General features: G+C 69.7%; 29 protein-coding genes. 11 read left to right on the top strand and 18 right to left on the bottom strand.

Annotated elements, in window-relative coordinates:
* Positions 1 to 118 precede the first annotated feature (118 nt).
* Positions 119 to 1,060 carry a LysR family transcriptional regulator gene (locus tag HUS56_RS09315; protein ID WP_173923126.1) on the bottom strand — a complete coding sequence of 314 codons (942 nt, stop codon included), beginning with the start codon at positions 1,058 to 1,060 and terminating at the stop codon, positions 119 to 121.
* Between the two features lie 74 nt (positions 1,061 to 1,134).
* Here HUS56_RS09315 and HUS56_RS09310 point away from each other — a divergent pair, with 74 nt between their 5' ends.
* From HUS56_RS09310 to HUS56_RS17275, 5 genes are all read left to right on the top strand, one after another.
* A complete protein-coding gene (locus HUS56_RS09310) occupies positions 1,135 to 2,061 on the top strand; it encodes an EamA family transporter (protein WP_173923125.1) in 927 nt (308 codons plus the stop codon).
* 219 nt (positions 2,062 to 2,280) lie between these two features.
* Positions 2,281 to 3,711 (top strand): DUF222 domain-containing protein, encoded by a 1,431-nt coding sequence (locus HUS56_RS09305; protein ID WP_173923124.1) that lies wholly within the window; start codon positions 2,281 to 2,283, stop codon positions 3,709 to 3,711.
* Positions 3,712 to 3,863: 152 nt separating this feature from the next.
* Positions 3,864 to 4,448, top strand: a complete 585-nt coding sequence (locus HUS56_RS09300) for a PadR family transcriptional regulator (RefSeq protein WP_173923123.1) — start codon at positions 3,864 to 3,866, stop codon at positions 4,446 to 4,448.
* A gap of 38 nt (positions 4,449 to 4,486) precedes the next feature.
* Positions 4,487 to 6,235: an AarF/ABC1/UbiB kinase family protein gene (locus HUS56_RS09295; RefSeq protein ID WP_173923122.1), complete on the top strand. Its 1,749-nt coding sequence runs from the start codon at positions 4,487 to 4,489 to the stop codon at positions 6,233 to 6,235.
* 291 nt (positions 6,236 to 6,526) lie between these two features.
* Complete coding sequence (locus HUS56_RS17275; RefSeq protein WP_254431385.1) at positions 6,527 to 6,718, top strand: toxin-antitoxin system HicB family antitoxin; 192 nt, start codon at positions 6,527 to 6,529, stop codon at positions 6,716 to 6,718.
* Between the two features lie 17 nt (positions 6,719 to 6,735).
* Here the strand turns inward: HUS56_RS17275 and HUS56_RS09285 are convergent, their stop codons facing one another.
* Positions 6,736 to 7,419 carry a hypothetical protein gene (locus HUS56_RS09285; RefSeq protein ID WP_173923120.1) on the bottom strand — a complete coding sequence of 228 codons (684 nt, stop codon included), beginning with the start codon at positions 7,417 to 7,419 and terminating at the stop codon, positions 6,736 to 6,738.
* Positions 7,420 to 7,757: 338 nt separating this feature from the next.
* Here HUS56_RS09285 and HUS56_RS09280 point away from each other — a divergent pair, with 338 nt between their 5' ends.
* From HUS56_RS09280 to HUS56_RS09265, 4 genes are all read left to right on the top strand, one after another.
* On the top strand, positions 7,758 to 9,185 hold the full coding sequence (locus HUS56_RS09280; protein ID WP_173923119.1) for an HNH endonuclease signature motif containing protein: 1,428 nt from the start codon (positions 7,758 to 7,760) through the stop codon (positions 9,183 to 9,185).
* 110 nt (positions 9,186 to 9,295) lie between these two features.
* Entirely contained in the window at positions 9,296 to 9,898 is a 603-nt protein-coding gene (locus HUS56_RS09275; protein ID WP_173923118.1) for a dihydrofolate reductase family protein, read from the top strand.
* Positions 9,899 to 9,934: 36 nt separating this feature from the next.
* A complete protein-coding gene (locus HUS56_RS09270; RefSeq protein ID WP_173923117.1) occupies positions 9,935 to 10,279 on the top strand; it encodes a YciI family protein in 345 nt (114 codons plus the stop codon).
* A gap of 8 nt (positions 10,280 to 10,287) precedes the next feature.
* Positions 10,288 to 11,529 (top strand): RNA polymerase sigma factor, encoded by a 1,242-nt coding sequence (locus HUS56_RS09265; RefSeq protein WP_173923116.1) that lies wholly within the window; start codon positions 10,288 to 10,290, stop codon positions 11,527 to 11,529.
* Between the two features lie 35 nt (positions 11,530 to 11,564).
* Here HUS56_RS09265 and HUS56_RS09260 read toward each other — a convergent pair whose 3' ends face one another.
* The 7 genes from HUS56_RS09260 to HUS56_RS09235 all read right to left on the bottom strand — a co-directional run bounded on the left by HUS56_RS09260 (position 11,565) and on the right by HUS56_RS09235 (position 15,477).
* A complete protein-coding gene (locus tag HUS56_RS09260; protein ID WP_173923115.1) occupies positions 11,565 to 11,948 on the bottom strand; it encodes a type II toxin-antitoxin system death-on-curing family toxin in 384 nt (127 codons plus the stop codon).
* Positions 11,945 to 12,142 (bottom strand): ribbon-helix-helix protein, CopG family, encoded by a 198-nt coding sequence (locus tag HUS56_RS09255; RefSeq protein ID WP_217423968.1) that lies wholly within the window; start codon positions 12,140 to 12,142, stop codon positions 11,945 to 11,947. Before HUS56_RS09255 ends, HUS56_RS09260 begins: the two co-directional genes overlap by 4 nt.
* A 104-nt stretch (positions 12,143 to 12,246) precedes the next feature.
* Complete coding sequence (locus HUS56_RS17415; protein WP_256368798.1) at positions 12,247 to 12,381, bottom strand: hypothetical protein; 135 nt, start codon at positions 12,379 to 12,381, stop codon at positions 12,247 to 12,249.
* Positions 12,382 to 12,393: 12 nt separating this feature from the next.
* The gene (locus HUS56_RS09250; RefSeq protein WP_173923113.1) at positions 12,394 to 12,825 is read right to left on the bottom strand and encodes a nuclear transport factor 2 family protein; all 432 of its coding nucleotides are present in this window, start codon (positions 12,823 to 12,825) and stop codon (positions 12,394 to 12,396) included.
* A 42-nt stretch (positions 12,826 to 12,867) separates the two neighbouring features.
* Entirely contained in the window at positions 12,868 to 14,184 is a 1,317-nt protein-coding gene (locus HUS56_RS09245; protein ID WP_173923112.1) for a serine hydrolase, read from the bottom strand.
* Between the two features lie 139 nt (positions 14,185 to 14,323).
* Positions 14,324 to 15,181, bottom strand: a complete 858-nt coding sequence (locus tag HUS56_RS09240) for an alpha/beta fold hydrolase (RefSeq protein WP_173923111.1) — start codon at positions 15,179 to 15,181, stop codon at positions 14,324 to 14,326.
* A gap of 47 nt (positions 15,182 to 15,228) precedes the next feature.
* Positions 15,229 to 15,477 carry a zinc-ribbon domain-containing protein gene (locus HUS56_RS09235; protein WP_173923110.1) on the bottom strand — a complete coding sequence of 83 codons (249 nt, stop codon included), beginning with the start codon at positions 15,475 to 15,477 and terminating at the stop codon, positions 15,229 to 15,231.
* A gap of 107 nt (positions 15,478 to 15,584) precedes the next feature.
* On the opposite strand from HUS56_RS09235, the gene HUS56_RS09230 reads away from it, so the two are divergent.
* Positions 15,585 to 15,983 (top strand): hypothetical protein, encoded by a 399-nt coding sequence (locus HUS56_RS09230; RefSeq protein WP_173923109.1) that lies wholly within the window; start codon positions 15,585 to 15,587, stop codon positions 15,981 to 15,983.
* A gap of 26 nt (positions 15,984 to 16,009) precedes the next feature.
* On the opposite strand, the gene HUS56_RS09225 is transcribed toward HUS56_RS09230, so the two are convergent.
* On the bottom strand, positions 16,010 to 16,543 hold the full coding sequence (locus HUS56_RS09225) for a dihydrofolate reductase family protein (protein WP_173923108.1): 534 nt from the start codon (positions 16,541 to 16,543) through the stop codon (positions 16,010 to 16,012).
* Between the two features lie 92 nt (positions 16,544 to 16,635).
* Here HUS56_RS09225 and HUS56_RS09220 point away from each other — a divergent pair, with 92 nt between their 5' ends.
* Positions 16,636 to 17,271 (top strand): HDIG domain-containing metalloprotein, encoded by a 636-nt coding sequence (locus tag HUS56_RS09220; protein ID WP_173923107.1) that lies wholly within the window; start codon positions 16,636 to 16,638, stop codon positions 17,269 to 17,271.
* A 31-nt stretch (positions 17,272 to 17,302) separates the two neighbouring features.
* Here HUS56_RS09220 and HUS56_RS17485 read toward each other — a convergent pair whose 3' ends face one another.
* The 8 genes from HUS56_RS17485 to HUS56_RS09185 form a co-directional block, all read right to left on the bottom strand.
* On the bottom strand, positions 17,303 to 17,650 hold the full coding sequence (locus HUS56_RS17485; RefSeq protein ID WP_371808302.1) for a phosphotransferase: 348 nt from the start codon (positions 17,648 to 17,650) through the stop codon (positions 17,303 to 17,305).
* A gap of 73 nt (positions 17,651 to 17,723) precedes the next feature.
* Positions 17,724 to 18,755 carry an aldo/keto reductase gene (locus tag HUS56_RS09215; RefSeq protein ID WP_173923106.1) on the bottom strand — a complete coding sequence of 344 codons (1,032 nt, stop codon included), beginning with the start codon at positions 18,753 to 18,755 and terminating at the stop codon, positions 17,724 to 17,726.
* The gene (locus HUS56_RS09210) at positions 18,752 to 19,618 is read right to left on the bottom strand and encodes a class II fructose-bisphosphate aldolase (protein WP_173923105.1); all 867 of its coding nucleotides are present in this window, start codon (positions 19,616 to 19,618) and stop codon (positions 18,752 to 18,754) included. The genes HUS56_RS09215 and HUS56_RS09210 overlap by 4 nt, the downstream gene beginning before the upstream one ends.
* The gene (locus HUS56_RS09205; RefSeq protein WP_173923104.1) at positions 19,615 to 20,919 is read right to left on the bottom strand and encodes an FGGY family carbohydrate kinase; all 1,305 of its coding nucleotides are present in this window, start codon (positions 20,917 to 20,919) and stop codon (positions 19,615 to 19,617) included. The genes HUS56_RS09210 and HUS56_RS09205 overlap by 4 nt, the downstream gene beginning before the upstream one ends.
* Positions 20,916 to 21,923, bottom strand: coding sequence for a 1-phosphofructokinase family hexose kinase (locus tag HUS56_RS09200; RefSeq protein ID WP_173923103.1), 1,008 nt, complete (start codon positions 21,921 to 21,923; stop codon positions 20,916 to 20,918). Before HUS56_RS09200 ends, HUS56_RS09205 begins: the two co-directional genes overlap by 4 nt.
* On the bottom strand, positions 21,920 to 22,675 hold the full coding sequence (locus tag HUS56_RS09195; protein WP_173923102.1) for an amino acid ABC transporter ATP-binding protein: 756 nt from the start codon (positions 22,673 to 22,675) through the stop codon (positions 21,920 to 21,922). Before HUS56_RS09195 ends, HUS56_RS09200 begins: the two co-directional genes overlap by 4 nt.
* On the bottom strand, positions 22,672 to 23,427 hold the full coding sequence (locus HUS56_RS09190) for an amino acid ABC transporter permease (RefSeq protein ID WP_173923101.1): 756 nt from the start codon (positions 23,425 to 23,427) through the stop codon (positions 22,672 to 22,674). The genes HUS56_RS09195 and HUS56_RS09190 overlap by 4 nt, the downstream gene beginning before the upstream one ends.
* 60 nt (positions 23,428 to 23,487) lie before the next feature.
* Entirely contained in the window at positions 23,488 to 24,366 is an 879-nt protein-coding gene (locus HUS56_RS09185) for an ABC transporter substrate-binding protein (protein WP_173923100.1), read from the bottom strand.
* Between the last annotated feature and the right edge of the window lie 30 nt (positions 24,367 to 24,396).

Genomic DNA, 24,396 nt, shown 5'->3' with positions numbered 1-24,396 from the left:
ATCACCGTGTTCGAGAGCGTCACGCTCGACGGCGTCATGCAGGCGCCCGGCGTCCCGACGAGGACACGCGCCCCGCTGCGTTGTCCGGGGCCTCGAATACCGTCGACGACCGGCCGATTCAGGGCGCGTGCGGCCCAGCCGAACCCGCCCGCACCGCGTCCAGCACCGCCTGCAGCGCCGGCGAGTCCGCCTGGCTGCGGCGGTGCACGGCCGACACCCCGCGGGTCGATGCCGGCCGCACGGTCGGGATCGCCACGAGGTCGTCGGGCAGCGGCGGACGCCCCATCCGCGGCACCAGCGCCACCCCGAGCCCGGCGCGCACGAGCTCGAGGTGGTTCTCGAACTCCATCGACTCGTGCACGATGCGCGGCGCGTTCGAGACGCCGTCGAAGAGGCGCCGCAGCCACTGCCGGCAGATCGTCGAGTCGAACGTCGCGATCCACTGCTGCTCGGCGAGGTCGGCCGGGGTGAGCTCGGTGCGGCCCGCGAGCGGGTGCTCGCGGCGCAGGATCACGTCCGCGACATCCGTGAACAGGGGCGTCTCGACCAGGTGATCGGGCATGGCGAGCGCGACGCCACCCCACCGATGCACGATGCCGAGATCCCGCTGACCCGACGCGACGAGCGCGATCGTCTCCCACGGCTCGCTCTCGCGCAGCGGCACCCGTAGCTCCGGATGCTCCTCCCGCAGCCGCGGCAGCACGTCGACCAGCAGGCCCCGCACCGCGGTCGAGAACGCGCCGATGCGCACCTCGCCCGTGATGCGGCGCGCCGGCGCGCCATCCGGGCCCATCGTCTGGCCTGTGAGATGCAGGTCGGCCTCGATGCGCTCGAGGTCGGCGAGCACCGTCGCCGACGACGTGACCAGCTGGCGACCGGCATCCGTCAACACCACACCGCGACCCGCCCGCTCGAGCAGCGCGACCCGCGTGCCGCGCTCGAGGCGCTTGATCTGCTGCGACACCGCCGACGGCGTGAAGCCGAGCGCGTCCGCCGCTGCCGCGACGCTGCCGTTGGTGGCCACCGCCCGGAGCGCGACCACGGCTTCGAGATCGATCATGCAGCGATGCTACCGATTCAGGCGCAGTAATGGTCGCTGGTGGTTCCGGATGCCGCGGGCGCAGAGTAATGCACATGACGAGACGCGACATGCTGCTGGCCGCCCTGGTGGCGACGATGTGGGGCTTCAACTTCGTCGTCATCGACTGGGGCATGGATGGCATCCCGCCGCTGTTCTTCGTCGCCGTGCGCTTCGCGGTGGTTGCGCTCGCCGTCGTGGTCGTGCCGCGGCCGCTCGCGAGCTGGAAGACCGTCGTCGGCGTCGGCCTCTTCATGTGCCTCGGCCAGTTCGCGTTGCTCTACACGTCGATCGCGCTCGGGCTGCAGCCCGGCATCGCGGCGCTGCTGCTGCAGGCGCAGGTGGTGCTGACGATCCTGGTCGCGGCGCTCGCGCTGCGCGAGCGGCCGACGCGGCTGCAGGTCGCGGGGGTGCTGCTCGGGACGGTGGGGCTCGGCGTCGTCGCCCTCGGCCGCGGTGGCGACGCGCCTGCGCTGGCGGTCGTGCTGTGCCTGCTCGCTGCGCTGTCGTGGGCTCTTGGAAACATGGTGGCGCGCCGGGCCGGGCCGGTCGCGCCGGCGCGGCGGTTCGGCGCGCTGTCGCTCACGGTGTGGTCGTCGCTCGTCGTGCCGCTGCCCGCGCTCGGACTGTCGGCGCTCATCGAGGGGCCAGATGCCATCGCTGCCGGCATCGCCGCGTTCGGGTGGCGGCCCCTGCTCTCGACGCTGTACACCGCGGGGCTGTGCACGCTCGTCGGCTACGCGATCTTCCACGGGCTGCTCGCGCGAAACCGGTCGGCGTCGGTGGTGCCGTGGGTGCTGCTTGCGCCGGTCGTCGCGATGGTGTCGGCGGCGCTGTTGCTCGGGCAAGTGCCGAACGTGTGGGAGACGGTCGGCGGGGCGGTGCTCGTGGCCGGGGTGTTCGTTGCAAATGCGCCGGGGCGGCGGCGGGCGACGGTTGCGGAGGCATCCGGGTTGGAGACGGTCGGGGCCCGGCCCAGGTGACCCTGAAACGGATGACGCGGGCCCCGGCGTGGTGGAGCGAGACGGATGAGGCGGGCCCCGGGGAGGTGGAGCGAGACGGATGACGCGGGCGCCCCCCCCCTTCCCAGCGACTCGTCCTCCACAGGCAGCCTTGCGGAGGGCTTCTCCACAGGGAAACGGGCCGATCAGCGATGATTTCTGGCACGCCTGAATGTCGGTGGGTGGGTGCAGGATCGAAGCATGGAACAGCCCCCGGTCTCGCAGCACCAGCTCGCTGCGCTGGCTGCGCTCGAGCGAGATGTCGCCGTGCTGCGCGACGTGTGGGCTGGCGGGTCGCCGGTGGGGGCCGCCGTTCGCGCGGGCGCGCAGGTCGAGGTCGAGCAGCTCAGCGATGCCGGGCTCATGCACGTCACCGATGCGCTGGCGAGGGTGCGACGTGATGTCGATGCGGTGCTCGCCAGAGTCGCCGCCGAGGTGTCGAAACGGTCCGGGCCCGAGTTCGGCGACACTGGGTTCGCCAAGACACAGGGGTTCCATAACCCGATCCGCCTCGTGGCCGCGGCTACCGGAGGATCGCGCGCCGACGCGCGTCGGCTGGTCGCAGTCGGCACCGCCACCGCAGAACGGCAGATCTTCACCGGCGAGCGGCTCCCATCGCGGCATCGGCATATCGCCAGTGCCCTCGAGTCGGCCGCGATCAGCATCGAGGCGGCCTCCGCGATCGCCACGATGCTCGACCGGGCGTCGATGCGCGTGGATTCGAGCCGCGCCGAGGTCGTCGAAGCCGCGCTGGTCGACCTCGCGGGGCAGGTTCCGCTCGAGACCCTCCTGCGTGGAGTGCGCGAAGCCGAAGCGCGGCTCGATCCCGACGGCGTCGAACCCCGCGAAGACGAGCTCCGCATGGAGCGCTCGCTGACCATCCGTGAAGACGGCCGCGGTGTGGTGCACCTGCATGCGCGACTCGACCCCGAGAGCGCCGCACCAGTGAAGGCGGCGATCGAAGCGCTCGTCAGCGACGTGCTGCGGCGACGCGAACCCGGCGAGGCCCCGGCGGGCGCGGGCCAGCCGCGCCCGGTCATCGATGACCACCGTACGATTCCGCAGCTTCAAGCCGACGCACTCGCCGCACTTGCACGCCACACGCTCGGCTGCACCCAGACCCTCACCCCGCTCGCGAAGACCACCGTGATCGTCCGGGTCGATCTCGACACGCTGCGCACCGGACTCGGGCACGCCCGCATCGACGGTCTCGAACAGCCCGTCTCAGCGGGCACCGCCCGCCGCATGGCCGCCGACGCCGAGCTCATTCCCGCTGTGCTCGGCGGCGACAGCCTGCCGCTCGACCTCGGACGAGCCGCCCGCCTGTTCACCAAGGCTCAGCGACTCGCGCTCGGCGAACGCGACGGCGGTTGCGCCTCCTGCGGCCAGAACATCGGGTACGTCGAAGCCCACCACATCGACTGGTGGGAACGAGATACCGGTCCGACCGACCTCGCCAATGGAGTCCTCATGTGCAGCTTCTGCCACCACATGATCCACCGCGACGGATGGCAGATCCGCGCGAGTCTGCGAGAGGTGTGGTTCGTCCCACCACCCCACATCGACCCGGCACAGATCCCACGACTGGGCGGCCGAGCCCGCTTCGAGCTGCGCGAAGACCGGGCGGCATGATGCGCTCCGCGGAGTCGACGTGCGGGTGGCGCACGTCGGGCAGATCGTAGAAGCGAGCTTCACAGAGAACTCACGACCACTCGGCCGATGAACCGATATATCGTTGATATATCGTCGAGACCCGAGCAGGGCCCCGCACACGGGAGGTCATCATGAACGGTTCGTACATGGGCGGCGGCGGCTTCACCGGCGCATCCGGCAACTGGGGGCAAGGCGGCGGCCCGGGCCCGAACCTCTGGGATGCCCTGAATCAACTTCGCGGCATGTTCGAGCAGAAGGCCGGGCCGCGGATGGCCCGCGGCGACGTGCGCGCGGCGGTGCTCGCGCTGCTCGCCGAGAAGCCGATGCACGGCTACCAGATCATCAGCGAGATCGCCGAGCGCAGCGGCGGCGCCTGGAAGCCGAGCGCGGGCTCGGTGTATCCGACCCTGCAGCTGCTCGCCGACGAGGGGCTGATCACCGCCGAGGAGGAGGGCGGCCGCAAGACCTACTCGTTGACCCAGGCGGGCAGAGCCGAGGCCGAGGCATCCGCTGATCGTCCGGCACCGTGGCCCACGGCGAGCGGCGGCGGCACGCGCGACCACTGGATGTCGGGTGAGCTGCCGAGGGCCGGCATGGAGCTCGCGCAGGCGGCGGCCCAGGTCGGCCGCACGGGCACACCCGAACAGGTCAAGCAGGCAGTCGAGGTGCTCGAGGACGCGCGGCGCAAGCTGTACTCGATCCTCGCCCAGGACTGAACCCGGTGCCCTCGACACGTCGGCATCCAGCAGGCAGGATGCCCGATGTGGGGAACACGCGCGCCCGCTACCGGCGGATCCTGTGGTTCGCCGCGCGAGTCATCGCGCAGACGTGGTGGTACGAGCTCCTGCTGCCGCGCATCGGGTTCCGGGCGGTCGCCGAGCGGGGGCGCACGGCGCGACTGACGCGGATCGCGCGGCGCTTCCACGCGCTCGCGGTCGACCTCGGCGGCCTCATGATCAAGGTCGGCCAGTACCTCTCGTCGCGCCTCGACGTGCTGCCGCCCGAGATCACGCGCGAGCTCGCCGGCCTGCAAGACGAGGTGCCGCCGGTGCCGTTCGACGCGATCCGGCGGCTCGCCGAGGCCGAGCTGGGCGTGCGGCTCGAGCGGGCGTACGCGGAGTTCGATCCGACACCGTTGGCCGCGGCATCCCTCGGCCAAGCACACCGCGCCAGGCTCTCGCCGCTCGACGCCGCCGACGTGGGATACGATGAGGCCGTCGTCAAGGTGCAGCGACCGGGTATCGAGACGATCGTCGACGTCGACCTGTCGGCGCTGCGCCGCGTCGCCGGATGGCTCAGCCGCGTGGGGTTCGTCGCGCGGCACGTCGACGTTCCCGCGCTCGTCGAGGAGTTCGCGGCCACGAGCCTCGAGGAGATCGACTACCTGCACGAAGCGCAGAACGCCGAGCGGTTCGCCGCGAGCTTCGCCGGCGATCCGCGCGTCGCCGCGCCCGAGGTGGTGTGGGAGCGCACCACCCGCCGCGTGCTGACCCTCGCCGACGTGACGGCGATCAAGATCAACGACCGCGACGCCCTGCTGGCGGCGGGCATCGACCCGAAGGCCGTCGCCAAGCAGTTCGCGACCGTCATGTTCGACCAGCTCTTCCGCGACGGCTTCTTCCACGCCGACCCGCACCCCGGCAACATCTTCGTCACGCCCGTCTCTCCGGTCGAGCGGGTGACGGATGCCGCGGCCGCGGCTTCTTCGAACATGACGGATGCCGCGGCATCAGCTTCGCCGTCCTACCAGCTCACTTTCATCGACTTCGGCATGATGGGCGAGGTGCCCGACACGCTGCGCCGCGGCCTGCAGCAGCTCATGCTCGCGGTCGCCGCGCGCGACGGAAAGCGGCTGGTCGAGAGCATCCGCAGCGTCGGCATCCTGCTGCCGTCGGCCGAGACGGCCGAACTCGAGCGGGCGATGACCGAGCTGTTCGCACGCTTCGGCGGCATGGGCCTGGCCGAGGTGCGCCAGGTCGACGAGCGCGAGCTGCGCAGCTTCGCGATCGAGTTCGGGGAGGTGACGCGGGCGCTGCCGTTCACGCTGCCCGAGAACTTCCTACTCATCATCCGGGCGATGTCGCTCACCTCGGGCATGTGCAGCTCGCTCGACCCCGACTTCAACATGTGGGACGCCGTCGAGCCCTACGCCACGCAGCTCCTGCGCGACGAGCGCGGCAACTTCGTGCAGTCCGTGGGGCGTCAGGCGCTGTCGGTCGCGGGCACGGTGGCGCGGCTGCCGCAGCGCCTCGACGCGCTGGCCGACCGCATCGAGGAGGGGCGCCTGGTTGCGAACGCTCCGAAACTCGAGCAGCGGGTCACGCGGCTCGAGAAAACCGCGGGGCGGATCGTCTCGGCGGTCGTGTTCGTCGGCCTGTTCCTCGGCGGCATCCTGCTTCGTGTCGACGAGCCGGTGTGGGGCGGCATCCTGATCGCGCTGTCGGTGATCCCGTTCCTGCACGCGGTGTTCGCGGGCCTGTTCGGCCGGCGCGGGCCGCGCTAGCGAGGGCCGCCCCCGGCGTGCGTTGAGGAGTCGTGCCATTTCTGGCCCCCGATGGCGTCGTGACCTCGGCGGAGAAGATCAAACAATAGGCACGAAGATCGCCGAAGTCCATCGCCACCAAGACGATCGAACGTCCGGCAGTCGAGCACTACCGCTATTCCTGTGGAGTGGAGCACATCCGATGGTGAGTTCGTCGCCACCATTGCCGAGTTCCCAGCGTTGTGGTTGGCCTCCACGCAGATTGACGCACTTCGCGGTCTGGAAGACCTGGTGCGGTCGGTGATCGCGAACATGGTCGGTTCCGGAGAAGAGGTCCCCGAACCACTCGCCGACCGCACGTACTCCGGGCGCGTGAACCTCCGCGTCGATCCCGCACTCCACCGGCCATTGGCGACCGAAGCAGTCAGGCACGGCACCAGCCTCCAACGCGTACGCAGCACGCCTGCTCGAGCGCTAGCGAGTCGGATGGCCGAGGACATGTGACCGTGCAAGGACGACCGCTAAGCCGGGGTGGCCCTTAGCTCGAGGACCTTGCTCAGCCCCTCGACGTACTGGCCGATGATCTCAGGTCGTTCCTTGCCAGAGAAGGGCCGACTCGTACGTACCGGCATGAACGAGATCCGCTCCTCGCCGGGAGTATGGAGGACGACATCAACAGACATCGCGCTTCCGAACGGGAACGGGATTGAACCGAGCTCGACGGTTCTCAACGACGCTTGCGGAATCATGAGGTCCGTCGCGAACCCCCAACCGGACAGAACCCGGACGCCTCCCGCATCCCCAACCAACAGGCCGAAGCCTCTCCCGGGCATGTACAGTCTCTGACCCAACGCAGCTGCAGCCCGATCCACCTGGTTGGGCAATTGCATGGTGATGACGAACGGGATGACGAATGACCCCGGCCATATTGATTCGGCTCGGTGCAATCGCACGACGCGACCGACCTCGAACCCGGCGAAGATCATCGGCATGAGCACGAGCATGAAGCCGCCCACGGCGACCAGCGGAGGGCCCCATGTGCTGGCGTCGAGATCGTCGAACATGACCTGGAACGCCCACACGAGCATGGCGATCCCGGCGACCGCAACAGCAAGCAGTACCAGCCAAACCGACAGGCTCATCCCGCGGCGAGCGTGTAAGGCAACGTCGATTTGTCCTGGGATGGCTTCGGTCGGTCGCGTCACGGGACAACCCTATGCTGGCGAAGCGGTCACGAGCCTGGCGAGGCGCGCGGCTGCGGCAGCGCCTCGATGCGCTCGCCGACCGTAGGGGGGCGGTCATCAGGCTGCGGCGCCGGCCGGCGGCATCCGTGAGCTCAGGGCGGCCCCCGCTAGATCAACTGGGCGCTTGAAGCTCGGCGCGGGTATGCGGCGTCCGCTTGACGCCAGCCGGGCTCTGGGAACCGGGCCAGCGACTCGTCCTCCACAGGAGGCGCTCAGTCGAAGTTCTCCACAGGTAAATCCCTGATGACGCTGGATTTTGCGCGTCATCCGATGTCAGCGGGTGGGTGCAGGATCGAAGCATGGAACAGCGCACGACCTCGCGTTCGCAGGCGCAGCCGCAGCCGCAGCCGCTCGCCGCGCTCGAGCGCGACTTCGCGGCGCTGTGCGAGGCGTGGGCGGGCTCAATGCCGGCGGGCGGCGCCATACGCGGGGCCGCGCAGGTGGAGGTGGAGCAGATGAGCGACACCGGGCTCATCCAGGTCACCGACGCGCTCGCCAGGGTGCGCCGCGACATCGAGGTCGTGCTCGCCAAGGTCGCCGCCGAGGTGACGAAGCGATCCGGACAGGAGTTCGGTGATACCGGATTGGCGAAGGCGCAGGGTTTCCACAACCCGGTGCGACTGATCGCCGCATCCACCGGAGGGTCCCGCGTCGACGCGCAGCGGCTGATCGCGGTCGGCACTGCCACCGCGCAGCGCCAGTCATTCAGCGGTGAGCGCCTGCCGTCACGGCATCCGCACGTGGCGGCGGCCCTCGAGGCCGCGTCGATCAGTATTGGGGCAGCATCGGCGATCACCTCGATGCTCGACCGGGCCTCGGCGAGGGCCGAGGCGGGCAGGGTCGACATCGTCGAAGCGGCGCTCGTCGACTTGGCAACGCGGGTTTCGCTCGAGACACTCATTCGCGGAGTGCGCGAAGCGGAGGCGAGGCTGGACCCAGACGGCGTCGAGCCACGCGAAGACCTGCTCCGCACCGAGCGCTCGCTGACGATGCGCGAAGACGGGCGGGGCATGGTGCATCTGCACGCGCGCCTCGACCCCGAAAGCGCCGCCCCGGTGAAGGCCGCGATCGGGGCGCTCGTCAGCGACGCGCTTCGCCGCCGCGAAACCACCGACGGCGATCCAACCGCCGTCGTCGATGACCAACGGTCGATCCCGCAGATTCAGGCCGACGCGCTCGCGGCACTTGCCCGCCACACGCTCGGCTGCACCCAGACGATCACGCCGCTCGCGAAGACCACCGTGGTCGTCCGCGTCGACCTCGACACGCTCGTCAGCGGGCTCGGGCACGCCCGCACCGACGGTCTCGATCAGCCGATCTCCGCAGGCACGGCACGCCGCATGGCGGCCGACGCAGAGCTCATCCCGGCCGTGCTCGGCGGCGAGAGTCTCCCGCTCGATCTCGGACGAGGAGCCCGACTCTTCACTCGAGCGCAACGACTCGCGCTCGGCGAGCGCGACGGCGGCTGCGCCTCATGCGGCCAGAACATCGCCTACGTCGAAGCGCACCACATCAGATGGTGGGAGCGAGATACCGGCCCGACCGACCTGTCGAATGGAGTCTTGCTCTGCAGTTTCTGCCACCACATGATCCACCGGGAGGGGTGGGGAATCGACGCGGGCCCGAGCGAAGTGTGGTTCATTCCGCCGCCGCACGTCGACCCGGCTCAAGTCCCACGACTCGGCGGCCGTGCGCGATTCGACCTGCGCGAAGGGCAGGCGGCATGACACGACGACGGATCTCGAAATCTTTCGCCGACCTGTCGAATCGAGGCATCCCCGTTCGTGGCAGTGATGAGAGGCCGCCCACGAGGGGTGGCCACGGGAGGGATTCGATCATGCGACTCGTCACCAACACCCAGGTCACCGTCGACGGCGTGATGCAGGCGAACGGCGGGAACGACCCGGTGCTCGACCCCGGCTTCGAACGCGGCGGATGGGCGATGGGCATCGACGACCCTGAGGCGGAGCAGTTCATCGGCGACTCCTACCTGCGTGCCGACGCGTTCCTGTTCGGCCGGCGAACCTGCGACCTCTTCGCTGGGTACTGGGGAGTGCGCACCGACGACAGCCCGTTCGTGTCGTCGCTGAACTCGCGGCCGAAGTACGTTGCGTCGAACACCATGAGCGACGCGACCTGGGCCGGCACCACCGTGCTGCCGGGAGACGACCTCGAGTCGGCGGTTCGCAAGCTGAAGGCGAAGCCCGGCGGTGAGCTGCAGGTGCACGGCAGCGGACAGCTCATCCGATGGCTGCTGGAGCGCGGCCTCGTCGACGAGTTGACGCTGATCGTGTTCCCGGTGGTGGTGGGAGGCGGCGGCATCCGACTGTTCGCCGACGACGGGCCCGACGTCGCGCTCGAACTGCTCGAGTCGCGCACGTTCCCCGCCGGCATCACCGCGCAGACCTTCCGGCCGGTCGGTCGGCCCGTGTATGCATGAACGGATGCCGCAGCCGAGACATGCAGGAGGTGTGACATGCAGTACCTGGTCTCCGTGATCGACGACCGCACGAACTCGGGCACTCCCGAGGAGATGGTCGCGATCGACGCGTTCAACGAGAAGCTCCGTGCCGGAGGGCACTGGGTCTTCGCGGCGGGCCTCGCCGCACCCAGCACCGCCACGGTCATCGACGGCCGCGGCGAGCAGCCCATCTTCACCGACGGCCCGTTCATCGAGTCGAAGGAGCACATGGCCGGCCTCTGGATCATCGAGGCGCCCGACCTCGACATCGCGCTCGAGCTCATGGCCGAGGGGTCGAAGGCCTGCAATCGGCGCCTCGAGGTGCGGCCGGTGCTGCCGCCGCCGGCGTCGGAGGCGTGATCGACGGCGTGAGCGGCAGCGACCCTGACGCGCAGGCGGCCCTCGCCTGCGCATACTCCGAGGAGTGGGCCCGGGTGGTCGCCTCGCTCGCCCGGCGATTCGGTGATCTCGATGTGGCCGAGGATGCCGCGGCCGAGGCGTTCGCGATCGCGGTCGAGCGCTGGCCGGCCGACGGTGTGCCGCCCAACCCCGGCGGATGGCTCACGACCACCGCGAACCACAAGGCGGTCGACCGCATCCGGCGCGAGCAGCGGCGCGCCGACAAGCACCGGGAGGCGCTGATGCTGCACGACGACGACCCGCCAGAGCCGCTCGGCGCCATCGACGACGACCGGCTGCGACTGGTCTTCACCTGCTGCCACCCCGCCCTGTCGATGGAGGCGCGCGTCGCGCTCACGCTGCGCCTGGTCGGCGGCCTGACCGTCGCCGAGATCGCACGCGCCTTCCTCGTTCAGGAGACCACCATGGGTCAGCGGATCACGCGGGCGAAGGGCAAGATCGCGGCCGCGCGCATCCCCTACCGCGTCCCCGCATCCGCCGACCTGCCGAGGCGCGTGACCGGAGTGCTCGCCGTGCTGTACCTCGTCTTCAACGAGGGCTACCTCGCGACCAGCGCCGACACCGACCCGCTCCGAGCCGACCTCACCGCCGAGGCGATCCGGCTGACCCGGCTCGTCCGCGAGCTGCTCCCCGACGACGGCGAGGTCGCGGGCCTGCTCGCCCTGATGCTGCTCACCGAGGCGCGTCGGCCGGCGCGCATCGCCGCCGACGGGTCGCTCGCGCCGCTCGCCGAGCAGGACCGCACGGTGTGGGTCGCCTCACTCATCACCGAAGGACATCGGCTGGTGCGCGAGCGACTGGATGCCGCAGCTGCGCCCGGCCGCTACCAACTGCTCGCGGCGATCAACGCCGTGCACACCGACGCACCGACCGCCGACGACACGGACTGGTCGCAGGTGCTCGCGCTCTACGACCAGCTCGTGCGTCTCGATCCCTCGCCGATCGTCGCCCTCAACCGCGCGGTCGCCGTCGCCGAGGTCGAGGGGGCGGATGCCGCGCTGGAGATCATCGAGCCCCTCGGCTCCGCACTCGACGCCTACCACGCCTTTCACGCCACTCGGGCAGAACTGCTTCGTCGCGTGGGTCGCCGTGCGGATGCCCGGCAGGCCTTCGATCGGGCCATCGCCCTCGCCGGCAACACCGCCGAGGCCGCCACCCTCTCCCGACGTCGCGATCAGCTCGAGGCGTGACCCAACCTCAGGGCAGGGGTGGTGTGGTGTCGCCGCTACGCGAGCGGATTCATCCGTTGTCGAACCCACTCCGCGACGTCTGCCGGTTCGACGTCTCCCGACGCGACCGAGCGCAGGAACCGATCCGCTGCATCGACGTCGTCGACCACCAGGTCGACGCCGTTGAGCTCGAGGAACGCGGCCGTCACCAGCCACGCGAGGCGCTTGTTGCCGTCGGCGAGCGCGTGATTGCGCATCACCGCCAGTAGGAGCGTCGCTGCCTTCTCATCGAGGGTCGGATGTACGTCTTCGCCGAACACCGGCATCGGTGCGGCAAGCGCCGAGAGCAGCAGATTTCGGCCGCGCCCGCCGTCCTTGAAGTGGAAGCCCTCCTCCTCGAGGAGAGCCTCCACGTCTTCAGGATCGAGGAACTCCGTCACTGAGCGAGGCGGTCGAGGAGCTCCGCGTCGCGGGCACGAATGCGGTCGAAGGCGGCCCGCGTACGAGCCGACTTGTCGGCTCGAGCCGCGAGCTCATCGAGGGCGATCTCGACGACCTCGGTCTTCGAGCGCCCGAGCTTCGCGGCGAGAGCCTCGAGCAGGCGGTCGTGGTGCTCGTCAAGACGCAGCGTCATCGCCATGGCAGTTCCTCCCGTCGGGGCCCAGTCCAGCGCGCTGGTATCAGCATGATACCAGCGGCCCGGCCCATTCGCTGCCCGGCGTTCCATTCCCGAACGTCCTAGTTTTCAGGAGTGCGGGGCTCACGGATGCCGCTGGCTGCAGTCGCCCCGCACAACGCGATCTCGCAGCAAACCGGAGCGTCGAACACCTCGCCGACCATTCGCTCGAAGTCGTCGTCGGAGAGCTCGACCATGCCGATCCGACCTCACTCAGGGCGGGCGCCCGACATGCCCTCGACCGCGTCCTCGATCCCCAGCGGCGCGCGCTCCACGTCCTCCACGTACAGCGTCCCCGCGACGATGAGTCCGTCGCGGATCTCGAAGAGGGTGACACCGCGAACCTCGAACGGCTGCCCATCCGATCGGATGCCACGCCAGACCCACTCGCTCCAGTTCAGGTCGCCGTCCTGCACCGAGCGAACCACCTCCGCCCTGAAGTCGGGAATGCCGCCGAACATCGCAGCCCAGTTCGCCCGAACCTGCTCGCGTCCGACGAACGCTCGGCCGGGGTGAGCCGGCTGCCGGCTGTCGTACGCAGGGTGGAAGAGCGCGACCATCCGATCCAGGTCGTGATCATTCATCGCCGCCACGAGCCGGTCGATGACGACCGCTCCGTCGCGACGCTCCTCCAAGGTCACCTCTCCAGTGTGACCCATTCGGGCACAGCGGCCACTGCCGATCTACTCGGCCGCCGTGCCGATCGAGAGGTTCGGCTCCATCGCCTGCTCGATGGTGAGCCCGAAGTCGACCTCGTCGCCGTAGAGCGTCATGGCGAGGGCCTGCATCATGGGCGGCGGCGTGATGGCGTTCCAGATCTTCGTCGTCACCACGGCGATCGTCGTATCGAGCTCGGGCGAGTACATCGTCGACGACTCGTACCCGGCGAAACTGCCCTCGGCGACGACGAACCCGCCGGTCACGACGAAGCCGAGCGCGTTGAACCACTCACCCGGGCCGTTGTAGTCGCCCTCGAACACGAAGGGCACCGGTTCGGCGTTCGCCTCCTCCCACACCTCGGGCGAGACCAGCGTCGACATCGAGCTCAGCCAGACGTGCAGATCCTCGAGCGTCGAGACCATGCCCCCGTGGGCCCACAGGCACGACAGCGGCACCCAGGTCGCATCGTTCTCGGCCGTCGCCGCCTGGGTGGGGCCGAGCTCGCCCGCGCCGTAGCCGCGGGTGAACGGCTCGGTCAGCCCGTTGCCCGACGTCACCAGGGATGTGCGGGTCATCCCCAGCGGCTCGGTGATGCGCCGCTCGAGCACCGTGCTCAGGTCCTCGCCCTCGACCACCTCCACCACGCGCCCGAGCAGGTTGAAGCCGTAGTTGCTGTACGACCACTCCTCACCGGGCTCGGCGATCGGCGGGAACTCGGCCTCGAGCGTGAGGAGTTCCTCCACGGTGCATCCCTCGGGCGTCTTCGCCTGGATCGTCGGGGCCGTGAAGCCGTTGGCGAGCCCGCTTGTGTGGTTGAGCAGCTGACGAATCGTGATCTCGTCGCCGTTCGGCACGCCCTCGACCCACTCCGAGATGTGGTCGTCGAAGTCGACCTCGCCCTCGCTGACGAGCTGCAGGATGAGGTTGCCGGTGAACGTCTTCGTCTGGCTGGCGATCTTGAACTGCATGTCGGGTTCGAGCGGGGTTCCGGTTGCGAGGTCGGATGTGCCGGTCGCCGACACGTACGTTCCCTGCGGGCTCCACACGCCGACCAGCACGCCGGGGGTCTGGTTGACGTCTTGGAACTCGCGGACGAGTGCGTCGAACTGCGCAACCGTGTCAGCGTCGAACGCGGCCGGCGTCGAGATGTCGGTGCCAGTGCCGGTCTCGGCGGCATCCTCGGCCGGCGTGCCGGCGGTGCATCCGGCCAGGGTCAGCATTCCGATCCCGACGACGGCGACGACAGCAGTGACCGGATGCCGCGGAGCCGCGCGGCCCGTCGGTCCTCGCGTGAGCGCAGGCTGGTCGTCCGTCGTGTTCCGCTGCACTCCCATGGTCATGATCCGTGTCCTGGTATCACGTGGCCGCCCACGTCGGTCGGAAACGCGGGGCCGACATTCCGATTCTCGATGAATCCTCGGCTCTGCGCAGGCCCCCGTTCGGAGTGCACCGGGGTTCCTGTGCGGATCGGAGGCGGCCTCACAGGCCGGCGACCGCGTCCACCACGAACGGCCACGCGCTCGGTGGCAACTCGTGCCCGCCGCCCGGTATCGCCACGAGCCGGGCGCCCGGGATGTCGCGCGCCAGCGCCTCGCCGTTGCCGATCGGGAACATCGGATCGGTGGTGCCGTGCACGACCGTCGTCGGCAGGCGGATCTCGCTCAGCCGCTCCCGCCAGCGGGGGGCATCCTCGAACTCGACCGTTCCGTCCTCGTCGCGGTGCATGCCCGGCGACCGGCGCACCGTGTCGGTCCAGATCCCCCGGTCGTGGGCCTCGTCGAACTCGTCGCCCGCGTAGTCGCGATCGATCTCGACATGGTGCTCGATCACCGCGTCGGCATCGTTCCAATCAGGATCGGGAGGCGGGTTCGCCCACGCCTCACGCAGCCGTGCGACCGGTCCGGGCAGGTCGGCGTCGCCCCCGAACATGGTCGGCGTCGTCGACACGAGCGTCAGGGCACGCACCCGGTCGGGGTGGTCGAGCGCGGCCAGCTGGCACACCCACCCGCCCGCCGAGAACCCCAGCCAGTGCGCCTCGCCCGCGCCGGCCGCGTCGAGCACGGCGAGCGCATCACCGACCGCAACGGCCAGCCCGTCATGCCGCGTGCCCATCGGCCCGAGCGTCGTCTCCCCCAAGCCGCGCTGGTCGTACCGCGCGACCCGAAGCCCGCGGTCCACGAGCAGGTCGCAGAATTCGGGGCGCCACCAGTCCATCGACGACTCGCCGCCGGCGACCAGCAGCACGAGCGGATGCCCCGCCGGGCCGATGAGCTCCGCCGCGATCACCGCGCCGTCGGGCCGCGGGATCCGCAGCCCGACGACGTCGGCTCGCGGCATCCGTTCGCCCGTGTCATCCGAACGCACGACTCGACCACCAGAGGCGGTTACCGGTTGTGCGCCGCGAGGTCGGTGACGCGCTTCGCCATGTCGGGACTGACCTCGGTGGTCCATCCGCAGTTCGAGCAGATCATGACGTAGCGGCGGCCGAAGGTGAACAGCGGGATGAAGAACAGCCAGAGACGGCTTCCGCTCTCGACGAAGTGCTGGGCGACATCCTCATGGCAGTGGTCGCAGCGGAACCTCGCGGACGCAACCTCGCGCTCACGCGGGAAGACGCCGATGAAGAAGAACATTCCTCGATGCTACGAAGCATGCCAGAGATGCAGACCGGCCTTGACGTCGACGGATATCCGTGCAGCATACGGATGCCGCGAGGCCGCGTGCGGCGTAGCTTCCTCCCATGACACCTGAAACAGGCGAGCCCGCGACAAAGGCTCCCGAGAAGCAGTCCGCTCGGCTCGCGCGAGTGCCCCTGTGGATGCGCATCGCCGTGCCCGTCGTGGTCGTCGTCGGCGGGGCGGCGGTGATCGCCGGCGTCGTCATGGCGGGCTCGCAGTCACCCGCGACCGTGGAATCGATGTGCAGGCCGGCCATCGAGAGCCTGCTCGAGTCCCGCGGGCACTCCGAGATCGACGTCGCGCAGTCCTTGCGGGTCACCGAGGCCGACGACGGCCACCGCGTGTCGGGCACCGTGACCTCCGTCGACGACTCCGGCGACGCCGATCACGCCCAACTCCGCTGCGTCGTGCGCGTCGACGGCGACACGATCAGCGTCGTGAGCGCTCGCGTCTCGGATTGACGGCGCAGCCCTGACCCGTCCGTCGGTCAGGCCGGCGCGTACCTCGCGGCGATGATGCCCGACTCGTACGCCTTCAGGTCGAGCAGTCGCAGGCCGACGGGGTGCGGCGTGCGCAGCCGGTGCTCGGCATTGCCGACCAGGAACGGATGGATGCCGGCGTGGATCTCGTCGACCAGGCCGGCGTCGACGAGCTCGGCGGCCAAGCCTCCGTAGCCGTGCGAGATGATCGACGTGTACCGGTCGCGAAGGCCCCGCACTGCCTCGGCCACGTCGCCCTCGATGAGGGTGGCGTTCCAGTCGAGCGGCCCCTCGAGCGTCGTCGAGGCGACGTACTTCGGCAGCGCGTTGTAGTGCGCGGCGAAGCCGCGGTCGTCGGTCTGCGCGGGCCAGTACTCGCGGAAGAACTCGTAGCTCTCCCTCCCGAGCAGCACCGCGTCGGCACCGAAGACCAGCTCGTCGGAGTGCCGCACGAGTTCCGGATCATCGACGTTGAACCAGTGCTCCATCTGGTCGAACACGCCGTCGAGGGTCATTTCGAAGGAGATCGTCACGGTGCCCATTCGCCCAGCATGCCTGCTTAGTCGACGGATGTCACCGCCGCGCGCGGCGGCGGGCCGTTGCGGGTCGGCGCGCCAGCGTGCAGAGTGCTGAGATGGCTGGTCGCGGCATCCGTTCGGATCGAGACGTCGGAGCCGCACTGCTTCGCATCGCGCGTGAGGACGCGGTGCCGTCGAAAGCGATCCGGGATGACGCGATCCTCGACGCCGTTCCCGAGCTGGCCGCACTCGCGGAGACGCCGCAGGACCCGTACTGGCACCCCGAGGGCGACGTGCTCGTGCACTCGCTGTGGGCCGCCGACCTCGCCGCGGCCCATGCGGACGAGCAGGGCTTCGATGCCGATCGGCGCGCACTGCTCGTGCTCGCGTCGCTGTTCCACGACCTCGGCAAACCCGACACGACGCGGCACCGGAACGGCCGCATCAGCTCCCACGGCCACGATCAGCGCGGTGCCGAGCTGATCCGGTCGATGGGTCGTCGACTCAGCCTTCCCTACCCGCTCGTGCGCGCGGCTGCGGCGATCGCCGAGACCCACATGGCGCACGTGTCTGTTCGGGGCGAACCGTCGGCGAAGGCCGTGCGCCGCGTGCGCGACCGGCTCGAGGCGGCCGGCACCTCGCTCGAGGATTGGGCCGTCGTCGTCCGCTGCGACGGCGAGGCGCGGGGCCCGGCCGCGCGGCCTGATGCCTCCGTGCCGTGGCTTCGCGTCGCGCAGAGCCTCGACGATTAGAACCCGGGGATGGTCGCCGGGCTGGCAGAAGTCAGGATGGCCTCGAGTCTCGACCGGCACTCGGCGACGAACTCGTGGAAGGTCTGCCAGTAGTACGGGATGCCCAAGACGCGGTGCCCATGAGGTCGAGGCCGTGAAGCTCGCCGACGAACCCCGCGAGGTGGGCGCCGAACGACGTCCAGTCGTCGACACTGCGTGCGTCGGGCGCGGATCCGTCGATCCAACGGTAGACCGCGCACTCGAGCGTGTACTCGGGCGACGGTGAACCCGCGTGGACCGGGTCGGGCACCTGCAAGCTCAGGCCCGGCGCGAGCCGCGGGAGCCATTCGCGCACCGTACGCAGCGACGCTGCCTTGGACGCCGTCCGCGGCATGCGCACCAGCAGGTCGTTACCGACCGGGAGCGGGCGCCGCCGGCGAGCGGTGAATGCGGATCGCCGGCGACGACGCCGCTCAGCGCGCGGAGAGCGAGACGGCGGGGAGCGAGGGTCCCTCGCCGCAGCCCTCCCGCTCGATGACGTCGGTGATCGCGCGGTACTCGTCCTCGGTCAGCTCGATGTCACCGGCCGACCGCCAACCACGGATCTGCTCGGGTCGGCGTGCGCCGACGATGGCCCCGGTCACCCCCGGGAAACCAAGCGTCCAGGCGATCGCGACCTCCGCGGTGGTGACGCCGCGCGACGAGGCGATCTCGCCGAGGGCGTCCGCGACGGCCAGGTTGCGTCGCAGCCCTTCGCCACGGAAGTCCTCGTGCCGGGAGCGCCAGTCGTTCGACGGAAGCGCCGCGACGCGTTCGGCGGTCATCGACCCGGTCAGCAGGCCCGACTGCATGGGGCTGTAGACGATGACGGCGGTGCCGTTGGCGGCACACCACGGGATGACGTCGGCGGCCGCTCCACGATGGATGGCCGAGAACGGCGGCTGCAGCGAGTCCACGTGGCCGATTCGCTCGGCACGCTCGAGCTCGTCGACGTCGTGATTCGAGAGTCCGATGGCGCGAACCTTTCCGGCGTCGCGAAGCTCGACCAGCGTCCCCCAGTAGTCCTCGAGCGACGTGCCGTCCTGAGCCGGCCAGTGCATCTGATAGAGGTCGATGACGTCCACACCGAGACGTTCGAGCGAGTCGTCGACCTCGCGCCGCAGGCTCGCCGGGTGACCGACCTTCCGTTCGCCGGTTTCGAGCGTGTCGTCGTCCGACCAGACCAGGCCACCCTTGGTGAAGATGAGGGGCCGCTCCTCGGCGCTGAACGCCGAGATCGCCCGACCGACGACGCGTTCCGAATGCCCGCGCCCGTACACCGCTGCGGTGTCGATCCAGTTGATTCCCTGTTCGACGGCCGAGCGGATGGTGGCGACCGACTCGTCATCGTCCTGCGCGCCCCATCCGTACGACCATGCGGGTCCGCCGATGGCGAAGGCGCCGAGTCCGACGGTGGTGGTCTGCCATCCGGTCCGACCGAAGGCGCGAGTCGTGAGCGTCGTCATGCGATTCCTACTTTCTCTTCCTGCTGAGCGTGCGTGCGATTGATGGTGGTGATGAGTTCGGCGGCCCGGCGTGCGACCGCGTCGCGCCCGGCCCCGAGGTACGTGCGCGGGTCGACCAGACCGGCGTCGTCGGTGAGCAGGGTGCGCACCGCTCCCGTGAAGGCGATGTTGAGCTGCGTGGCCACGTTGACCTTCGTGATGCCGGCGTCGATGGCCTCGGCGATCCCCGCATCGGAGACCCCCGACGAGCCGTGCAGGACGAGCGGAACGGCGACGCGAGCGCGGATTCGCGCGAGTAGGTCGAGGTCGAGCGTCGCGTCTCGAGTGCGCATGGCATGCGACGATCCGATGGCGATGGCGAGGCCATCGACCCCTGTCTGCTCCACGAAGCGCTCGGCCTGGACCGGGTCGGTGCGCGCACCGGTGACGTGCGCGCCCTTTCCTCCGACCTCGCCGATCTCCGCCTCGATCCAGAGCCCTCGGTCGTGGCCCCACACGGCGATCTCAGCCGTGATCGCGACGTTCTCGCTCCAGGGTGCTGCCGATGCGTCGATCATCACCGAGTCGAACCCGGCGTCGGCGGCTCGATGGCACAGTTCGGCGGTCGTCGCGTGGTCGAGGTGCAGGGCGACGGGCACGGATGCCTGTTCCGCGACGTTCCTGCAGGCTGCGGCGATCGGCTCCAGCGCACCGTGGTAGCGCACGGCGTTCTCGCTGAGCTGGAGGATGACCGGGGCGCCGACGCGCTCCGCGCCCTCGACGATGGCTTCGGCGTGCTCGATCTGGATGACGTTGAGCGCGGCGGTGCCGATACCCGCGGTTCGCGACGCGTCGATGAGCGCGCGCGTGCCGACCCGCGTCATCGCGTCGCCTCGAGGCGGGATGCCGCGGAACGGGATGCCGGGCGACGGGATGCCGCGGAAGCGGCCAGGATGCCGGCGCCGACGGCGGAGGGCTCCTCGACGCCGACGAACTCGACCGGTCGCCCGGCGGTCGAGCGTCGCAGCCGCCGCCAGATCTCGTGCTGCACGGGCGAGCCGGTGATGCGGATCCGACCGGCCGGTCGGCCGGCGGCCTGCTCCAGCATCGAGGTCAGCTCCGCGGCATCCGTCGCCTGGCGATGCAGCTCATGGAACAACGCCGCCGCTGAGGGGTCGATCCCCTCGGCGTTCTGGAGCAGCACGGGCGCATCGGATGCCGTGGGGTCGATGATCGCGCTGAGCGCCGCGTACATCTCGGCGATGCCACGCCCGGCCGGGTCGGCAGCGACGAGGTCGGCGACCCGGCGACCCGAGGGACGCGCCGCGTGCAGGTATCGGAGCCTGCCATCGACGAAGTAGCCGACCTCCAGGCCCGGGCGTTCGAGGGCTGCGACCTCGGGCCACGAGGCATCGACGAGCATGAGCTGGCTCTCCGACGTGCCGACGGAGAGGAGGACGTCACCCGGCTCACTCACGCCTGCCGCGAGGGCGGCGCAGAGGTGGTCGTGTGCGCCGGCGCGCACCGGAATGTCCGCCGGGATGCCGAGCTCCTCGGCAGCGCCGGCATCGACGACCCCGATCCGCGCGCCGCTGTCGACGAGCTCGGGTGTGCGGAGGTGCGCGATGCCGGATGACGCGAGCCGAGCCGACGACCATCCACCGTGATCCGCGTCGAGCAGCCCGGTGCGGCAGGCATGCGTGCGGTCCATGATCGGCAGCCGGGCCCCGGCGAGGCGCAGGAGCACCGAGCTGCCCAAGTCGGTGAAGGCGACCGCCGAACGGACGGCAGGATCCTCTCCACGAATCGCGGCCCGCACGGCGTACCAGCTCGCGAGTGCGTGAGGCGGAGCCGTCACGTCGTCGACGTCGGACGAATGGTCGACGTACCAGCACGACACGGGACCCGTCGACCGCCCTTGCTCGTCGAGGAACACGATCTCCTCGCCGACGGCAGCGACCGAGACGCCGTCGATGCGATCGAGCGGCGCACCCTCGTGGGCGAGCCGATGGCAGAGCTCGACCGTGCTGAGCCACACCGCCTCGGGGTCCCGGCGGTCGCCCGCGGCATCCCGAACCACGGGCGTCGCCAGCGAGACGCTCGCCATGGCCATGCCCGCGGCCGCGTCGTAGACCACGGCCTTCATGCGTGTTGTGCCGATGTCCAGCCCGAGCGTGATGGTCACGGAACCCCCACGACAGCAGGCTCGACCGCGAACGTCACCTGCGACCGGAACGGCTCGAGCTCGGCATGGGGCTGCAGCCCCGCTTCGAGCTGACCCGCGTTCACGACCCCGCCGGCGGTGGCGTCGCGCAGGGCGTCGGCGAATCCGTCGCCGCGGGCCACTGCTGCGACGAAGCAGCCGAGGAAGGTGTCGCCCGAGCCCGTGGCGTTCACAACCTCGGTCACCGGGACCCCGACCCTCCAGATTCCGTCGTGCGTGGCGGCGAGGAACGACGCCGCTCCCATGGTCACGATCACGAGGGTGCTGCCTCGCTCGACTTGGGCCGACATCGCGGCGACGACCTCCGCGTCGTCCGCATCCGCGGCAAGCCCGTGCACGGTGGTGAACTCGGCACGATTGCACTTGACCAGCCACGGGGCCGCTTCGAGGGCGAGCCGGAGGGAGTCGCCGCTCGCATCGACGCCCACGTAGGCTCCACGTGCGGCGGCCTCCCGCGCAATCGTCGCGTACAGGCCCGTGTCGACCCCCGGCGGCAAGCTGCCGGTGCACACGATCACGTCGCCGGCGCAAAGGTCGGCGACGAGGGACTCACGGAACACGGCGTCCTCCGCCGGCTCGATCCTGGGCCCCGGCTCGTTGATGACGGTGGATCGCCCAGTGGAGGCCTCCACGATCACCGGAGTGATCCGAGTGGACTCCTTCACCCTCGTGTGCCGGTCGTCGATGCCGAGCGCGCGGCACTCCGCCGCGGCCAGGTCGACGATGACTCCGCCGAGGAATCCGTACATCGCGACGCCGACGCCGCGCCGGCGAAGCGTGCGAGCCACGATGAACGACTTGCCGCCGGCCCGTGCGGCAACCTCCGTCGCCCGGTGGACGGCCCCGGGCTTCAGCGTGTCGACGACCTGCAGTCGATCCATGGCGGGGTTGGGCCCCACGACTCTGACCGTCGGCAGCGGCCTCGGCCAGGCGCTCGGCGTGACCGGCACGTTCGCGCCGCTCATGTGAGCACCTCGGAGAGGAATGCCTGCAGTCGGGGCGACTCGGGTCTGTTGAAGATCGCATCGGGGGTTCCCGACTCGACGACCTGACCCCGGTCCATGAAGATGACGCGGTCGGCCACCTGCCGTGCGAAGCCCATCTCGTGGGTCACGACGATCATGGTCATGCCGCCCTCGGCGAGCTTGGTCATGATGTTCAGGACGCCCTTGACGAGCTCGGGGTCGAGTGCGCTCGTGACCTCGTCGAAGAGCATGATCTCCGGGGCCATCGCGAGCGCACGCGCGATCGCGACGCGCTGCTGCTGCCCACCCGAGAGGCTTGCGGGGCGTGCAGTCGCCTTCTGGGCGAGGCCGACGTCTGCCAGCCGTTCGCCCGCGATTCGCCGGGCCTCGGCACCCTTGATGCCGCGAACTCGCTCGAGCGCGATGGTGATGTTGCGCTCGACCGTGAGATGCGGGAAGAGGTTAAAGCTCTGGAAGACCATGCCGACGCGTCGGCGCACCTCGTTGATGTCGGTGCCCTTCGCGGTGAGGTCGGTCTCGCCGATGAGCACCGTGCCCGCGGTCGGCTCCTCCAGAAGGTTGAGGCTCCGGAGCAACGTCGACTTGCCCGAACCCGATGGGCCGATGATGCACACGACCTCGCCCTGGCGGATATCGAGATCGATGCCCTTCAGCACCTCGTTCTGGCCGAAGCTCTTCCGGAGGTTCCGCACGCTGACGGCGGTCGTGCCTGGCGCAATGGTGGTGGTCATGCGAACGTCCTCTGGGCGGTGGGCTCGGCATCGGCGGGTTGCTCGACCACGACGGGAACCTTGCCGGAACGGAGGCGCCGGTCGAGCCAGTTGACGAGGTGCGTGAGCGGCACGGTGATGAGCAGGTAGATGATTCCGGCCGCGACGAGCGGTGACAGGTTGCCGACCCGCTGCGACATGTCCTGGCCGATGCGGTAGAGCTCGCGCTCGCCGATTCCGAGGCCCAGGACGTAGACGAGGCTCGTATCCTTCACGATGCTGATGAACTGGTTCGTGAGGGCGGGCAGTACATTGCGTACGCCCTGAGGTACGACGATCAGGCTCATGGCGGTGCCGTACGGCATGCCGAGAGCTCGAGCGGCTTCGAGTTGGCCATGGTGCACGGCCTGGATCCCGGAGCGGAAGATCTCCGCGGTGTAGGCCGAGGCGATGAGCCCGAGGGCGGCGATGCCGTACGGGTATGCGCTCGTACCGAGGAACGTGAACCCGGCGTAGGGCAGTCCTTGCCCGATGAGGAAGATGGTGAGGATCGTCGGGAGCCCGCGAAGGACGTCGACGTAGACCTGCGCCGGGACCCGGAGCCACCGTCGCTTGGAGAGCAGCGCCATCGACACCAGCATGCCGATGAACAGCGCGATGATGGTCGCGGCCGCGGCAAGCATGAGCGTGTTCACCAGGCCGACGAGCACCAGGTCGGGGAGCACCTTGAAGATGTACTCCCAATTGAAGAACATGCCGAGGAAATCGCCCATGTCCGCTCCGTTCCGTCAGGGGTGCGGCTGGGCCGACGTTGCCGGCCCAGCCGCTCCCGATCACTCGTTGGGGTAGTCGTCGCTCGGGTGCTCGGCGTAGTACTTCGTGAGGAAGTCGAGCTGCGGCTCGACCGACTCCGTCGTCACCCACGTCTCGAAGATCTCCTGGTAGGTGCCGTCGTCCAGGATTTCGCGCAGCGTCGCGTTGATGTCCTGACGGAGCTTCTCGGCATCCTGGTTCAGCACGATGGCCGCACCGCGGTTGTCGTCGTTGACGCCCGAGAAGACGATCTTCACGTCGTACTGCTGGACGTACTTGTCGGCGACCTGGCCGTCGAAGAATGCGGCATCGATCGTCGACGACTGCAGGGCGTTGAACAGCGGCGACTCAGCCGGGAAGTAGATGAGCTCCGACTCGGTGAAGTACTGCTCGGCGTACTCGGCGTTGCGGCTTCCCGAGATGACGCCGACCTTGCGGCCGGGAAGGTCGTTCTCGTCGGCGATGTCGGAGTCCTCCCGAACGGTGACCGACATCACGCCGGTGTACGTGGGCAGGGAGAATGTGACGGTCTCGCGCCGCTCATCGGTGTCGGCGATCGAGGATGCCGCGGCATCCGCCTGCCCGATGGCCACGGTCGGCAGGATCGTGTCGAACTCCTGCGACCGGATCTCGAGGTCGAGATCGAGGCGCTCGGTGACCTCCGTGAGCAGCGCGACATCGAATCCCTCGTAGTCGCCGTCGTCGTTGACCGACGCGAACGGCGCGGCGTCTCCGATGACGAGCAGCTGCAGGGTGTTGTCCCCGCCGGCGAGTTCGTAGCCGGCGTCGGCCACGGCGGCGTCGCCGTCGGCTTCCGCCGGCTGCCCGGCGCATCCGGCGAGGAGGCCGACCGCGGCGAGGCCCGCGACGGCGGTCGACAGCAAGTGCTTGCGCTTCATGTGTTTCTACTCCAATGGTTGTGGTTGGTT

The sequence above is a fragment of the Agromyces sp. Marseille-P2726 genome, from assembly GCF_902809835.1.
Lineage (GTDB): Bacteria > Actinomycetota > Actinomycetes > Actinomycetales > Microbacteriaceae > Agromyces.
This window is presented reverse-complemented; position numbering and strand designations above follow the sequence as displayed.